This is a genomic window from Nocardiopsis alba (genome assembly GCF_000710955.1).
Lineage (GTDB): Bacteria > Actinomycetota > Actinomycetes > Streptosporangiales > Streptosporangiaceae > Nocardiopsis > Nocardiopsis alba.
This window is the reverse complement of sequence record NZ_BAZE01000005.1, coordinates 155,622-170,041: the sequence shown is the minus strand read 5'-3', so window position 1 is coordinate 170,041 and position 14,420 is coordinate 155,622. Positions and strand designations below refer to the sequence as shown.

The following is a 14,420-nucleotide window of genomic DNA, read 5'->3' as shown; positions in this document are numbered from 1 at the left end:
CTGATCCCTTGTCGATTCCGGTCTGTGGGGGGAGCGCGGTACGGCCCGCGCGGACCCGGATCACCGCAGCCTCCGGGCGAGCCCGTCCAACGTGTCGGCGAGCCGCAGCATCGCCTCGTCGTCCGCCGAGTACGGGTCCGTCGGGCCCGGGTACAGCAGCGGGCCCAGGGTGCCGGGGTCCTCGCCGGTCCGTGCGGCCAGCGACGCGATCACGGCGTCGGGTCCGGAGTCGGAGTTCAGCCCCATCCGGGGGACCGCGCGTTCCAGGAAGCCGGCGCGCAGAGCGGCCACCGCCCGGTCGCGGGCCCGTCGGGAACGGTACAGCCGGGCCCGGCCCTCGGTGGTCTCGGAGGCGCGCACCACGACGGGCAGCGACTCCGGGACCAGCGCTCCCATACGCCGACCGCGCCAGAGGGCGAGCAGGGCCAGGGTCAGCACGAGGGGGAGGAGGGACCAGCGCAGTCCGCTCGACAGCAGCTCCCACATGGTGGCCCCGCCGACCTGGGTGGGCGGGTCGGGCCGCAGCCACACGACGTTCTCGGCCGAGGCCAGGTTCAGCCCCAGAGCGGCGTTGCCGTCGGAGTCCAGCGCGTCGTTGGTGAGGAAGGTGCCGCTGCCGAGCACGGTGGTGGCGCCACCGTGCGGGGAGTCGACCCTCACCAGGGCGGAGCCGTTCCGGCCGGGGTAACAGCTCTGGGAGACCACCCCGTCGGCGACCGAGTACAGCTCCGTGGACGCCTCACGGTCGAACCGGGGCGTCCCGCCGATCCTGGCGTCTCCGGCGGCCTCGGCCGCGGGCAGGGGGCACTCGGGCGCCACCGGTTCCGAGGCCTCGCCTCGGCCGGTCACGTCGGTGCCGGGGGCGAAGGCCGCGAGCGAACGCAGGGACGGCTGGACGAGGACGGTGTCCGTGCCCAGTTCGGAGAGGGTGTCGAGCTCCTCGGGCAGCAGACGGTGGTCGAGGAAGACCAGGAGGACGGTGTCCTCCCCGGCCCGCTCCACCGTGTCCACGGCGGCCCCGGAGTCACGGACCACGGTGACATCGGACCTCTCACCCAGGATCCGGGCGAAGGCACGGGTGCCGTCGGGGGAGGGGGAGTCCGGTTCCAGGAGTCCGTCGGGGAAACGCTCGGCGCCCAGCGACAGTAGGACGGCCACCACGGACAGGGCGGTCAGCAGGATGACCGGGAAGCGGAACGCGCGCCACAGGCGGCGGACCGTCGTGTCCGGGCCGGGACGGACGGGGGCGGGGGGCGCCTCCGGCGGTGCGGAGATCGTCATCGGCGCTCCTCCTCGACGGTCGTGGCCCCGGCGTTCGCGGGGCGGGCCGCGGCGAGACGGACGTCCAGTTCCCGCAGGGTCCGCGCGGACTCGGCGGTGGCGGGGCGGTCGCCGTAGACCACGTCGTTGAAGATACGGGTCCCCTCGCGCAGCGCCTCGGCCTCGCCGGGGAGGGTCGAGGACGCCTCGTCGGCGAGTTCGGTCGCGGTGCGGCCGGGGCGGGGGGAGACGATCGTCCGCTCCTCCAGGTCCACGCTGATGGCGCGCAGCCGTTCGGTGACGGCCTCCGCGAACTCGCCGGCGGCCTCGTGCCGGTCGGAGGCGGCGCGGTGGTCGGCGGCGGACAGGACCGTGCCCTCGTGCACGGGAGCGCCGGCCCGACGGGAGCGGGAGGGGCGCAGGAAGACGATGAGCGCGACGATCAGGACCAGGAGGACCACGAGGATGATCAGGGCCCACACCCAGCCGGGGATCACGCCGTCTCCGGCCATGACCAGGCGTCCCAGCATCTCGTCCAGCCAGGCGATGAAGCGGTCGAGGAAGGAGGGTTCCCTCCCCCGGTACAGGGGGTCGGAGAGCTCTTGGATCGCACGCCGGCGGCCCTCCTCCCCGGTCGTCTCCAGGGGGACGATCATCGGGAGTGTCATGCGCTCCGCTCCGGCAGGTAGATCTCCGGTCCGACCCCCTCGCCCCGCTGGGCGGCCTGGTGCAGCCGCAGGTCCAACCCCTCGCGGCGCATGCGCAGATCGATGTAGAGCAGGGTGTTCACACCCGCCACGAACGGCTGGGTGATCGCGTAGAGGAGGACGGTGGCCACGTAGGTGACGGCGGCCGACACGATCACGCCCCAGGCGGCCTCGGGGGCGAGGAAGGCGATCCCGCCGCTGACGATGGCGGCCGGGGTGTTCAGGACCATCTGCACGACCATGACGATGAGCATGGCCAGGAGCCAGTAGCCCAGGGTGCGCCACCAGCTTCCCCGGGAGAGTCGCCAGGATCGCGCCATGGCCTTGAAGGGGCCGATCCGCTCCAGCACGACCACGGGCATGGCGTAGTAGAGCCGGACCCAGATCCACACGGCGGGGGCGACCACCACGGCCAGGGTCAACAGGGCCACGGCCAGGGTCACGACGATGCCGATCAGGACGCCCTCGTCGCCTCCGGCCGCCACGCCGGCCATGATGCCGACGAAGAGGGCGAGGAACATTCCGAGGAAGAAGACGACGCCGAGGACCAGCTGCATGACCAGCTTGATCAGGGACAGACCGAGAACGGCCCCGATCCGTCCGCGCGCGGCCTCCCACGCCTGCTTGGGGGTGAGCCTGTGGCCGAGCACGGACATGCCGATGACCGCGGCCAACAGGCCGAGCAGGACGGCCCCGCCCAGGTAGGTGATCAGAGAGCCGAGGTAGACCAGGGCCGTGGAGAGGGGCGAGAACGGGAAGATCGGGTCATCGGGGGAGACCGCGTACGGGTCGGCCGTGAGCTCGTCCAGGAACGCGGTGTAGTCGTCCAGGAAGAGCGTGGACCCGATGGTGCTCAGGATGCTCGCGAGCCCCATGACGATGATCGCCAGGCCCATGGTGGTCTTCGGGTTGTTGCGGATGTAGCCGAACGCCCCGTTGAAGACGTCGCCGAGGCTCATGGGACGGAGCGCGACCACACCGGGCTTGGGCGCCATGGGACGGCCCTGGCCGGGGTGGGGGCCGTAAGGGCCCGCGTGGTGCGGGGGGTGTCCCTGGCCGCCGGGGGCGTGTCCGTACGCGCCCTCTCCGCGCGGGGGGTATCCGTATCCGGGGGCCTGGTGCTGTCCGGGATAGGGGTCGTAGGGGGCCTGCCCGGGAGGCGGCCCGTAACCGGCGGCCTCGGGGCGGTCCTGCCAGGGAGAAGGCGTGGGGTCCGGCGTCGCGGGCGATCGGGGGGCGTCCTGCGGCGGGGTGGTCCCTCCGGGAGCGGCCCAGCCCTCGGACGAGGCCCCGGACTCCCCGGATTCGGGCGACCCCTGTCGCTCGGTCCCGTCCGGGGTCCGCCCGGAGGTGTCCCGGTGGTCGTCCTCCTGGGTCATCCGTCCCGCCCTCCGTGAGGCTCGGTTACTCGGCGCGAGCATTTTCGCGCGAATTCTGAACTATCGGAAACCAACCTACCGGCCGGCTCCACCGCTCCTCAGCGGGTGTGGAGTGTGGCCCAGGACAACCGACGCACTTCATTCCTTTTGTATGCTTTCTGTTACCAAGTGGCCAAGTCGTAGAGCTTTCCAGGTTCTCCTGGACAGGAACGACACGGCCGGTGGCCGAAAACGGTCCAAAAGGGCCCAACGCCGTTGATCGCTCTTCCTACCGGGCCGGAAGCCGGCAAGGTTGGAGAGGACGAAACCCGGTTCCCCGGCTCCCCGGACCGGGGAACCAGGGGCACCGAATCACTGACGCAGTCTTGAGTGTTCCAGGAGAGAGGAGTAGGCGCCGGGCTCTCCGCCCACGAGGCGGTGACGGACACCCGGTGCCGGACACACCGATGAAGGGACGTGTACTGGTTGTCGACGATGACCTCGCCCTCGCCGAAATGCTGGGGATCGTGCTGCGGGGTGAGGGGTTCGAGCCCTCGTTCGTCCATGACGGGGACAAGGCCCTGGAGGCCTTCCGCGAGACCAAGCCCGACCTGGTCCTCCTCGACCTGATGCTCCCCGGGGCCGACGGCATCGACGTCTGCCGTCAGATCCGCGCCGAGTCCGGCGTGCCCATCGTCATGCTCACCGCCAAGAGCGACACCGTGGACGTCGTTCTGGGCCTGGAATCGGGGGCCGACGACTACATCGTCAAGCCCTTCAAGCCCAAGGAGCTCGTGGCCCGCGTGCGCGTTCGACTGCGCCGCACCGAGGAGCCCGCTCCCGAGGTGCTCCAGATCGGCGACATCACCATCGACGTCGCCGGTCACGCCGTGCGTCGTGACGGCGAGCAGATCAGCCTCACCCCGCTGGAGTTCGACCTCCTCGTCGCCCTGGCCCGCAAGCCGCGCCAGGTCTTCACCCGCGAGGTGCTCTTGGAGCAGGTCTGGGGCTACCGCCACGCCGCCGACACGCGCCTGGTCAACGTCCACGTCCAGCGCCTGCGCGCCAAGATCGAGAAGGACCCGGAGCACCCCGAGGTCGTCGTGACCGTTCGCGGCGTCGGCTACAAGGCCGGTACCGCCTGATCCGGCCGGGTTCCCTATGACCGTGTCCGAACCCGAGGAGGGGCGGGCGGCCGACCCCGAAGGGGTGCGGTCCGTCCCGTCCTCCGGAGGGCTGTCCGAGGCCGGGGGACGGCGCCGGGAACAGACCACGGGGTTGACCCGGGCCTACTTCCTCGCGCAGCGGGCCGCACGCGCCCTGGTGAGCGTCGTGCACACCAACTGGCGTCGCTCGCTCTACCTCCGGGTCATCAGCACCACCCTGGTGCTGTCCCTGGTGGTCATGGCGGGTCTGGGCTACGTGCTCATCTCCGAGGTGCGCGGAGGGCTGCTGGAGGCCAAGACCAGCGCCGCGGTCAACGACCACCGGGCCGGGCTCGGCTACGCGCTGGCCGAGCTCCGCGAGGACGAGAGCAGCGACCGCGAACGGCTCCTGAACGACATCGCCCGGGAGCTGACCAGCCGCAGCGGCGAGACCGGACTGTACGGCGTGGTGATCCTGCCGTCGGTGAGCGACGAGCGCGGTTGGGCGACCGTCGACGAGGAGACGGTCGACGAGAGCATCCCGGATCGTCTGGTCGAACAGATCCGGCTCTCCGAGACACCGGATCAGCAGTACCACACGTACACGCGGATCGAGACCGAGGACGGATCGATCGAGCCGGCGCTGGTCGTGGGCGCCCAGCTCACCCACGCCTACGAGCTCTACTACGTCTTCCCGCTCCAGCACGAGCAGGAGATCCTCGACCTGCTCCAGAACACGGTCGCGCTGATCGCGGTCCTGCTGGTGATCCTGCTCGGACTGATCGCCTTCATGATCACCCGTCAGGTGGTCACGCCGGTGCGCTCCGCGGCCCAGTCCGCCGAACGTCTGTCCTCGGGCGACCTCACCGAACGCATGACCGTGCGCGGCGAGGACGACCTGGCCCGGCTCGCGATGTCCTTCAACGACATGGCGGGCAACCTCCAGGAGAAGATCCAGGAGCTGGAGGAGCTGTCCAAGGTCCAGCGCCAGTTCGTCTCCGACGTCTCGCACGAACTGCGCACCCCCCTCACGACCATTCGGATGGCGGGGGACCTGCTCTTCGAGGATCGGGAGGAACTGGACACCTCCCACCGTCGCTCGGTGGAACTGCTCCAGAGCCAGGTGGAGAGGTTCGAGGAACTCCTCTCCGACCTGCTGGAGATCAGCCGCCACGACGCCGGGGCCGCCACCCTGGGGATCGAGTCCGCCGACATCCGCGACTCGGTGATGAAGGCGGTCGGCGACGCCGAGCAGATCGCCGAACGGCGCGGCATCAAGGTCGTCCTCCGGCTTCCGGCCGAGCCCTGCCTGGCGGAGTTCGACACCCGACGGATCAACCGCATCCTGCGCAATCTCGTGGTCAACGCGATCGAGCACAGCGAGGGACGGGACGTGGTGGTCGCCGCCGCGGGGGACCGCGACGCCATCGCCGTCGCCGTGCGCGACTACGGCGTGGGTCTGAAGGAGGGGGAGGAGCACCTGTGCTTCGACCGTTTCTGGCGGGCCGACTACTCCCGTGTGCGCACCACCGGGGGTACCGGGCTCGGGCTGTCCATCGCCAAGGAGGACGCCACCCTGCACGGCGGTTGGCTCCAGGCCTGGGGCATGCCCGGTCAGGGGTCCCAGTTCCGCCTGTCCCTGCCCCGACGTTCGGGGGCCGAGCTGCGCGGATCGCCGCTGCCGCTGGTGCCGCCGGAGATCGCCCTGGGCCGTAACTTCACCTCCATGGGAGACCAGTCCGCCAAGGCGCGGGGAGGGACCGACGACGAGGAGGCCCTGTGACGCACAAGGCGGGGTCGGCGAGACCCACCGTGATCACGCGTACCATCGCGGTCTGTCTGTCCGTCTGCGTGTCCCTGACGGCCTGCGCGACCATCCCCATGACCGGTCCGGTGGTCCCCGGAGAGGGCGGGGACGTCTCGGGCGACCCCTATGACGGCTATGTGCGTCTCCTTCCGGCGGGCCCCCAACCCGGTGTGGCCCCGGAAGGGCTGGTCGACGGCTTCCTCAAGGACATGGGCAGCTTCGAGGACGACCACAAGGCCGCGCGCAGCTACATGCTGCCGCCGACGGCCGAGGACTGGTCGCCCAACGGGGCGGTCCGGGTCTTCAACGACCTGGACTCGGCCGACTTCGACGCCGACATCTCCGCCGACGGCCTCACCGCGACCGTCCGGGTGCGCAGCAACCTGGTGGCCGACATCGACGAGAGCGGCAAGTACGTCCCGACCCAGGTCGGGGCGGCCCTCCTCGACGAGACCTTCACCCTGGCCCGGGAGAACGAGGACCCCGAGGGCGAGTGGCGGATCCAGGACCTCCCCGACGAACTGCTCCTCAGCGAACTCGACGTCGAACGCACGCACAGGCCGTTCAACCTGTACTACCTGAACCCGGAGGGGACGGCCCTGGTCCCCGACCCGGTCTACCTGCCCGTGAGCACGGACAAACTGGCCGAACGCCTGCTCCGCAAGCTCATCTCCGGCCCCACCGACTGGCTCTCGCCGTCCGTCGAATCGGCCTTCCCCGAAGGCGCTCGGGTGGATCTGGAGATCGACTCCCAACGCGCCGTGATCGACATCCGCGGCGTCTCCGACCCCGACGAGTACGCGATGGGGGCCCAGATCGCCTGGACCCTGCGCCAGCTTCCCGAGGTCCAGGAGTTCACCCTCCAGATCGATGGCGAGGACGTCTCCTTCCCCAACTCCGACGGGGACAGCGCCGATCGCCCACGACCGGGCAGCGAACTGTGGTCGAGGGTGAGCCCCGGGGCCATCTCCAGCGGTATCCGCGCCTACTACACGCAGGAGGGGCAGCTCTGGTCCGCCTCCGACTGGAGCGCGGAGAGCTTCGGCGACGTGGAGCCCGTCCCCGGTCCGCTCGGCCGGGGCGACGTGCGGCTGGAGAGGTTCGCGGTTTCCATCGACGAGAGCACCATCGCGGGCATCACCCAGGGCGGCCGTGAGGTCGTCACCGGCTTCGTGAGCCCCGGAGCGCGGACCGACGAGGTGCTCGACGAGGGCCTGTTCACCGATCTGTCCTGGGACATCAACGGCGACCTGTGGGTGGTCGAGGAGACCCGGGACGAGGAGGACGGGGACGACGACGAGGAATCCGAGGACGCCTCCGACGCCGAGGGGGACCCCAACCTCAGTGGGAGCGGGACGGAGGAGCCGCCCGAACCCGGCGACAGCACTCTGTGGGTGTTGAGAGACGGGGACGAGGTGGCCCGGGTCCAGGTCAACGGGTTGCGGGACCATTCCCTGGTCAGCTTCCAGATCTCCCGGGACGGCACCCGGGCCGCGGTCATCACCGAACAGGACGGGCAGCGCTCCCTGAAGGTGGGACGGGTGTCCCGGGACGGGGACGGCCAGGTCACGGTGGACGCCTTCATCGCCCTGGGCCGGGGCGTGGAGGACCTCATCGACGTGGCCTGGCGTTCGAGCGATCAGCTCGTCGTACTGGGCAGCCGCGAGGGCGGTGCCCCGCAGGCCCTTCTGGTGTCCCTGGACGGAGGGAGCCCGGCGGCCAGCGCCGGTACCCCGGCGGCGGGGATGGTCACCATCTCGGGAGCCCCGGGGCAACCTCTGCTCGCCGGCTCCGACGACGGCAACATCTGGGCCTCCAACGATCCGCTGAACTGGCAGAACGTGGTCGAGGGCGGGTCGCCGACCTTCCCGGGCTGACGCCCGGGGGTCGGGGCGGGGACGTTGTCCACAGATCCCGGAACGGGGCCGGCGGGACGGACGCCGAACACCGATCCTGGGAACATGGACCACGAACCCGTGTTCGCGCGTCGGTGGCCCGGACGGTACGCGCTCCGGGTCCGTGACCTCCTCCTCACGTTCGCCACGGCCCTGCTCGACCTCCTACTGCCCTCCCTCTGCGCGGGCTGTGGCGGGACGGAGGGACCTCTCTGCCCCGACTGCCGGACGCTGCTGGCACGCGGTCCGCGCCCTTGCGCGCCGCGCGCGGGGTGCCCACCGGTGTGGGCGGCCGGAGGCCACGCCGGTCGCGAGCGACGTGTTCTGCTCGCCTACAAGGAGCACGGCGACGTCCGGTTGCTGCGCCCCTTGGGGGAGCGGCTGGCCCGTACCCTGCTGGCCTCCCGCCGCACGGGGCCGGACGTTCTCCTGGTCCCGGTCCCGGGCCGTCGAGGCGGTGCCCCTCGAAGAGCCGTGCCCCGGTTGGCGCGCGCGTGCGTCCTGTACTCGGGCCCTCGGGCCACCCTCGGGGTCGCCCCCGTCCTGCGGTACCGCCACACGGCGCGCGGCCAGGTCGGACTGGGGCGGGCCGAACGTCTGGCCAACCGGGTGGGGACCCTCGAGGTCGTTCCATCCGATCGGGGCCGCGCCCGGGGGCCGCGGAGCCGATCCGGTGGTGTCGTGGACGTACGAGGGCGCAGGGTCGTGGTCGTGGACGACGTGCTCACCACCGGGGCGACGCTTCTGGAGGCGACCCGCGCGCTGCGCGAGGAGGGCGCGCGGGTGATCGGCGCGGTGGTCCTGGCCGAACGGGAACGGTCGGCCCGGCCTTCGGGCCGGCGTCCTACATCGGCCGGCCGATCGGATCCGAGGCCGGAAAGAAGGTTTTACAAAGCCCCCTGAACAGGCGAAAAGTGCCTATTTGTAAGGCTTGACGATGATTTTCGGTTGCCCGAGGCCCTCTTCACTACCTGACAGACGGGCCAGGACAGGTTACGGTCCAGGTATGGCACCCGTCCGGGTCCGTGGTTGCGCCGGACATTCGAAGCCTCCGGGAACACCGGAGGACTTCGCCGGCAAGCCGATGCCAGGCGCAGGCGAAACGGCCCACGTAAGGCGACTTTTCGTCGACCGATCACGGTGCGCCTTAGAGGTAAGTCCTGCCCCACTGAGGGTCCCGATGTCCCTCATGACAGGGAGAAGAGCAGTAGTCGCGTTCAAGAGCGGCGACACTCTCAGCAGGCGGATGTGGGGACGAAGACCAGGTCGGCCGGACGGGTGGCATGCCGACGTGCGAGGGTTCGTCGTTCCCGGAGCCACGGCTCCGGGGGTGCGGGCCCCCACACGGTCTTTCGCCGCGCCCCGACCCCCCTGTTCCGGGGCCGTCCCCGGCCGTGACGCGCTCCACAGCGAGGTCCGGGCGACGACGCCCTCCCGCCTCCGGTGGGGGCCGGAGACCGTTTTCCGTTCCTCTGTGGGGCTTTCCATCTCAAACGCGATGAAAGTCCTTATTCGCAACTCACGGGACCTGGGCAAACATGTACGCGGGGCGGGTGATGACCCCGCCTCCGATGGGTATACGCACTTCCAAGCGAGCCGAGCCCCGGCCGAGGCCGGGCACCGACGGAAGGGGGCCGACGCGTCATACCCCTCCTCGCCACGGGAGGGGAGCAGAGCCAGCCTGGCCGTCGCCTTCACGACGGCCACGCGATGAAGGGGGTCCTATGGACATCATCGTCAAAGGTCGACGCACCGGTGTGAGTGAGAAGTTCCGACAGCACGTCGAGAACAAGCTCGACAGGCTCTCCAAGTGGGAGCGCAAGGGCATGAGCGTCGATGTGGAGGTGTCCCAGGAGCGCAACCCCAAGCTCGCCGACGTCCGCGAGCGGGTTGAACTGACCATCCACTCGGACGGACCCGTGATCAGGAGCGAGGCCGCCTCCATCGATCGTCATGGCGCCCTCGACCTGGCCATCGACAAGATCGAGGCCCGTCTCCGCAAGGCCGCGGATCGCCGCAAGGTCCACCGTGGCAGCCGTACTCCCGTCTCCGTGGCGGCCGCGACCGCCGATCTCCCCGGGGACCTGGCCTCATTCGCCCCGACGACCACCACGACGGCACCCCCGGCCCAGCGCGAGGGGGAGGAGGAGATCGACGGCGTCGAGGTCGACGGTCGCTTCTCCGGCGAGTTCGTCGAACTCGACACCCAAGGGGACGTTCCCGTGATCGTGCGGGAGAAGGTCCACCGGGCCAAGCCGATGAGCATCGACCAGGCGCTGATGGAGATGGAACTGATCGGGCACGACTTCTACCTCTTCCACGACGAGGTCAAGGACACCCCGAGCGTCGTCTACCGCCGTAAGGGCTTCGACTACGGTGTCCTGCGCCTGACGGACTGACCCCATCCCATCCCGTCCCGGTGACCGATCGGGACGGGACCACCTCGAAGGCCGATCGCGGCGGACCGGAACAGGGTCCGCCGCGATCGGCGCGGACGGGCCCGCGTGCCTCGCCCCCGGGCACGCGGGCCCGTCCTTCGAGGTCAGGCGCGATAGGTGTCGGCGGAGCGCTTGATCCGGTGCAACGGCGTCTGGTGCGGCTCCTCCGGCTCGTCCCGGGGCGGGTCGAGGACCACGTCGCTCAGGATGTCGCAGGACACCGCCACCACCAGCGCGATCACCATCAGGGCCGCTCCGATGACCAGGAGCACCACCGAACCGCCCAGGACGATGCCCAGACCGCCCAGGGCGAACCCTATGAAGGCGAGGGCCACCCCGACCCAGGAGGCCGCGCGGCCCCGGTGGCCGCTGCTCGGAGCCAGCGAACCCCCCTGGCGCTGGAAGCCCCGGATGTGTCCCCGACGATCCTGCTCGTCGTCGGTCGGTCGGTGCCCCTCCCAGACCAGCGCCGGGTCGATCTCCTCGCTGGGCCGGGGCGGGGTGCGGCGGGTCCCCTCGACCACCGTCTCGATCACCTCGGCGGGAGTGCGGGGGAACGACGTCTCCCGGTCCCCGGCCTCCGCGCTCTTGGGCTCCTCGTGCCTTCTTCCCCCACGCATGTCGTCCCCCCGGTCGCGCTTGCGTCGTCGAGCGTCACCGCGGGACGGAGCACCGCATGGAACGCTCCTTCACCCATTGCACTACCCGGTGAAATGCGCGACTCTGCACAAATATTGAGAAAAGGGCGGGAACATCCGCCCCCGTTCCACTCGTTCGGCAAGAGGGCGGGAATCGGGCCACGGTCCTCTAGGATGTAGGCCCGAGGACCCAGGATTCCCCCTGACCTCCGTGGCCACGGAAGCACGGTCAGCGGGCCCGACCCGTCTCTCCGCCTCGGGTGGAGCCGACCGCGATCTGCGAGGAGCGCATAGGAAGTGCCAGGCATACTCGACAAGCTCCTGCGCGCGGGTGAAGGTAAGATCCTGCGCCGGCTCAAGAAGTACAAGGACCAGGTGAACCTCCTCGAGGACGACTTCGTCGACCTCAGTGACGAGGAGCTGCGCGGTCTGACCCAGGAGTACAAGGACCGCTACGAGGACGGCGAGTCCCTGGACGACCTCCTCCCGGAGGCCTTCGCGACCGTCCGCGAGGCGGCCAAGCGCACCTTGGGCCAGCGCCACTTCGATGTGCAGATCATGGGCGGCGCCGCCCTGCACCTGGGCAACATCGCCGAGATGAAGACCGGTGAGGGCAAGACCCTGACCGGAACCCTCGCGGTGTACCTCAACGCTCTGGCCGGCAAGGGCGTCCACGTCATCACCACCAACGACTACCTGGCCCGACGTGACGCCCAGAACATGGGTCGCGTCTACCAGTTCCTCGGCCTCGAAGTCGACGTGGTCGGTCCCCAGATGACCACCACCGCCCGCCGCAAGGCCTACCAGGCCGACATCACCTACGGAACGAACAACGAGTTCGGTTTCGACTACCTGCGCGACAACATGGCGCTCTCGCTCAAGGACACGGTCCAGCGCGAGCACTACTTCGCCCTGGTCGACGAGGTCGACTCCATCCTCATCGACGAGGCGCGCACCCCGCTGATTATCAGCGGGCCCTCCGAGCAGAACTCGCGGTGGTACTCCGAGTTCGCCAAGATCGCTCCTCGTCTGAAGAAGGACGAGGACTACGAGGTCGACGAGAAGAAGCGCACCGTCGGCATCACCGAGTCCGGTGTTGCCAAGGTCGAGGACTGGCTGGGGATCGACAACCTCTACGAGGCGGTCAACACCCCGCTGATCAGCTTCCTCAACAACTCCCTCAAGGCCAAGGAGCTGTACCGCAAGGACAAGGAGTACATCGTCAAGGACGGTGAGGTCCTCATCGTCGACGAGTTCACCGGTCGTGTCCTGGCGGGTCGCCGCTACAACGAGGGTATGCACCAGGCCATCGAGGCCAAGGAGCGCGTCAAGATCAAGGACGAGAACCAGACTCTCGCCAAGGTCACGCTCCAGAACTACTTCCGCCTCTACGAGAAGCTCGCCGGCATGACCGGTACCGCTCAGACCGAGGCGGCCGAGTTCTCCCAGACCTACAGCGTCGGCGTGGTGCCCATCACCACCAACAAGCCGATGATCCGTGAGGACGTCAAGGACGTCGTCTACAAGCACGAGGACGCCAAGTTCCAGGCCGTGGCCGAGGACATCGCCGAGCGTCACGAGGCCGGACAGCCCGTCCTGGTCGGTACCACCAGCGTCGAGAAGTCCGAGTTGCTCTCTCGGATGCTCAAGCGCGAGGGTGTGCCGCACGAGGTCCTCAACGCCAAGAACCACGCCCGTGAGGCCGCGATCATCGCGCGCGCGGGCAAGCTGGGTTCGGTCACGGTGGCCACCAACATGGCCGGTCGCGGTACCGACATCATGTTGGGCGGCAACCCCGACTTCCTCGCCGACGAGGAGCTCCAGAAGCGGGGCCTGAGCCCGCTGGAGACCCCGGAGGAGTACGAGAAGGCCTGGCCGGAGGCCCTGGCCAAGGCCAAGAAGGAGTTCGAGACCGAGCACGAGAAGGTCGTCGAGGCCGGCGGTCTGTACGTGCTGGGCACCGAGCGCCACGAGTCGCGTCGTATCGACAACCAGCTTCGAGGCCGTTCCGGTCGTCAGGGTGACCCGGGCATGTCCCGCTTCTACCTGTCGCTCCAGGACGACCTGCTGCGTCTGTTCAACTCCAGCCGTCTGGAGGTGTTCATGAACCAGCTGAACATCCCGGACGACCAGCCGATCGAGTCCGGCATGGTGAGCAAGGCGATCGCCTCCGCTCAGGGCCAGGTCGAGACGCAGAACTTCGAGATCCGCAAGAACGTCCTCAAGTACGACGAGGTCCTCAACCGGCAGCGCAAGGTCATCTACGCCGAGCGCCGCAAGGTCCTGGAGGGACAGGACCTGCGCGACCAGGTCGTCGAGATGCTGGAGGAGGTGCTCCGCGGCTACGTCGTCGAGGAGACCTCGCGCGGCGACGCCGACGACTGGGACCTCGACAAGCTCTGGCGGGCCTTCAAGCAGGTCTACCCGATCGGGTTCACCGTCGACGAGTTCATCGAGGAGAACGGTGACCTGCACTCGCTGACCGCCGAGCTCATCGCCGAGCGCGTGGTCGAGGACGCCAAGAGCGCCTACGACAAGCGTGAGGCCGACCTGGGCGAGGAGGCGATGCGCGAGGTCGAGCGTCGCGTCATCCTCCAGGTGATGGACCGCAAGTGGCGTGAGCACCTCTACGAGATGGACTATCTCCAGGAGGGCATCGGCCTGCGTGCGATGGCCCAGCGCAACCCGCTGATCGAGTTCCAGCGCGAGGGCTTCGACATGTTCCAGCAGATGCTGGAGGCCATCAAGGAGGAGTCGGTCGGCTACCTCTTCAACGTCGAGGTCCAGGTCCAGAAGAAGCAGGAGCCCTCTCTCACCGCCGCCGCGGCCGCGCAGACCGCGACCTCCGTCGGAGGGGCCTCGGGCGCGACCGCCGTGGCCACGGCCGTGGACGAGGACACCGAGGCCGCCGAGGCCGCTTCTCCCGAGACCGAGGCGGAGCCCGCCGAGGACGTCGTCGTCCCCGGTTTCGGCGAGGGACAGCCCGAGCGTCTCCAGTACTCGGCTCCGAGCGAGGACGGGACGGTCGAGCGCCACAGCGAGACCGCCGACGAGTACGCGGGCACCTCGCGCAACGAGCCCTGCCCCTGCGGTTCGGGCAAGAAGTACAAGAAGTGCCACGGAGCCCCCGCCACCAAGTAGCGGTTCCGTATCCACGCGCGCGGGCGCGGCC

At 69.5% G+C, this 14,420-nt stretch carries 10 protein-coding genes; 6 read left to right on the top strand and 4 right to left on the bottom strand.

Going from position 1 to position 14,420, the window contains the following annotated elements:
* Positions 1–60: 60 nt before the first annotated feature.
* From TR33_RS11370 to TR33_RS11360, 3 genes are read right to left on the bottom strand one after another with little or no spacing between them, the layout of a single operon-like run.
* Positions 61–1,281, bottom strand: a complete 1,221-nt coding sequence (locus TR33_RS11370) for a DUF4350 domain-containing protein (RefSeq protein WP_042283056.1) — start codon at positions 1,279–1,281, stop codon at positions 61–63.
* Positions 1,278–1,928, bottom strand: a complete 651-nt coding sequence (locus tag TR33_RS11365) for a DUF4129 domain-containing protein (protein WP_026124814.1) — start codon at positions 1,926–1,928, stop codon at positions 1,278–1,280. The genes TR33_RS11370 and TR33_RS11365 overlap by 4 nt, the downstream gene beginning before the upstream one ends.
* Positions 1,925–3,346, bottom strand: a complete 1,422-nt coding sequence (locus TR33_RS11360; RefSeq protein WP_042283055.1) for a DUF7847 domain-containing protein — start codon at positions 3,344–3,346, stop codon at positions 1,925–1,927. Before TR33_RS11360 ends, TR33_RS11365 begins: the two co-directional genes overlap by 4 nt.
* A 446-nt stretch (positions 3,347–3,792) precedes the next feature.
* Between TR33_RS11360 and mtrA the strand changes: the two genes are divergently transcribed.
* The 5 genes from mtrA to hpf all read left to right on the top strand — a co-directional run bounded on the left by mtrA (position 3,793) and on the right by hpf (position 10,571).
* Entirely contained in the window at positions 3,793–4,470 is a 678-nt protein-coding gene (gene mtrA / locus TR33_RS11355) for an MtrAB system response regulator MtrA (protein ID WP_014908694.1), read from the top strand.
* 16 nt (positions 4,471–4,486) lie between these two features.
* A complete protein-coding gene (gene mtrB / locus TR33_RS11350; protein WP_014911551.1) occupies positions 4,487–6,253 on the top strand; it encodes an MtrAB system histidine kinase MtrB in 1,767 nt (588 codons plus the stop codon).
* Positions 6,250–8,154, top strand: a complete 1,905-nt coding sequence (locus TR33_RS11345) for an LpqB family beta-propeller domain-containing protein (RefSeq protein ID WP_042283053.1) — start codon at positions 6,250–6,252, stop codon at positions 8,152–8,154. The genes mtrB and TR33_RS11345 overlap by 4 nt, the downstream gene beginning before the upstream one ends.
* An 84-nt stretch (positions 8,155–8,238) precedes the next feature.
* On the top strand, positions 8,239–9,075 hold the full coding sequence (locus TR33_RS11340) for a ComF family protein (protein ID WP_017533519.1): 837 nt from the start codon (positions 8,239–8,241) through the stop codon (positions 9,073–9,075).
* A gap of 821 nt (positions 9,076–9,896) precedes the next feature.
* Positions 9,897–10,571, top strand: coding sequence for a ribosome hibernation-promoting factor, HPF/YfiA family (gene hpf / locus TR33_RS11335; RefSeq protein ID WP_014910965.1), 675 nt, complete (start codon positions 9,897–9,899; stop codon positions 10,569–10,571).
* A 143-nt stretch (positions 10,572–10,714) separates the two neighbouring features.
* Here the strand turns inward: hpf and TR33_RS11330 are convergent, their stop codons facing one another.
* A complete protein-coding gene (locus TR33_RS11330) occupies positions 10,715–11,230 on the bottom strand; it encodes an HGxxPAAW family protein (RefSeq protein WP_234305826.1) in 516 nt (171 codons plus the stop codon).
* A 315-nt stretch (positions 11,231–11,545) separates the two neighbouring features.
* Between TR33_RS11330 and secA the strand changes: the two genes are divergently transcribed.
* The gene (secA, locus tag TR33_RS11325; protein ID WP_042283051.1) at positions 11,546–14,389 is read left to right on the top strand and encodes a preprotein translocase subunit SecA; all 2,844 of its coding nucleotides are present in this window, start codon (positions 11,546–11,548) and stop codon (positions 14,387–14,389) included.
* Positions 14,390–14,420 lie beyond the last annotated feature (31 nt).

Excerpts from the sequence above, each read along its gene's own strand:
- mtrB (WP_014911551.1), top strand. The coding sequence starts at position 4,487 with ATGACCGTGTCCGAACCCGAGGAGGGGCGGGCGGCCGACCCCGAAGGG.
- TR33_RS11370 (WP_042283056.1), bottom strand. The coding sequence starts at position 1,281 with ATGACGATCTCCGCACCGCCGGAGGCGCCCCCCGCCCCCGTCCGTCCC.
- TR33_RS11365 (WP_026124814.1), bottom strand. The coding sequence starts at position 1,928 with ATGACACTCCCGATGATCGTCCCCCTGGAGACGACCGGGGAGGAGGGC.
- hpf (WP_014910965.1), top strand. The coding sequence starts at position 9,897 with ATGGACATCATCGTCAAAGGTCGACGCACCGGTGTGAGTGAGAAGTTC.
- TR33_RS11340 (WP_017533519.1), top strand. The coding sequence starts at position 8,239 with ATGGACCACGAACCCGTGTTCGCGCGTCGGTGGCCCGGACGGTACGCG.
- TR33_RS11330 (WP_234305826.1), bottom strand. The coding sequence starts at position 11,230 with ATGCGTGGGGGAAGAAGGCACGAGGAGCCCAAGAGCGCGGAGGCCGGG.
- TR33_RS11360 (WP_042283055.1), bottom strand. The coding sequence starts at position 3,346 with ATGACCCAGGAGGACGACCACCGGGACACCTCCGGGCGGACCCCGGAC.
- mtrA (WP_014908694.1), top strand. The coding sequence starts at position 3,793 with ATGAAGGGACGTGTACTGGTTGTCGACGATGACCTCGCCCTCGCCGAA.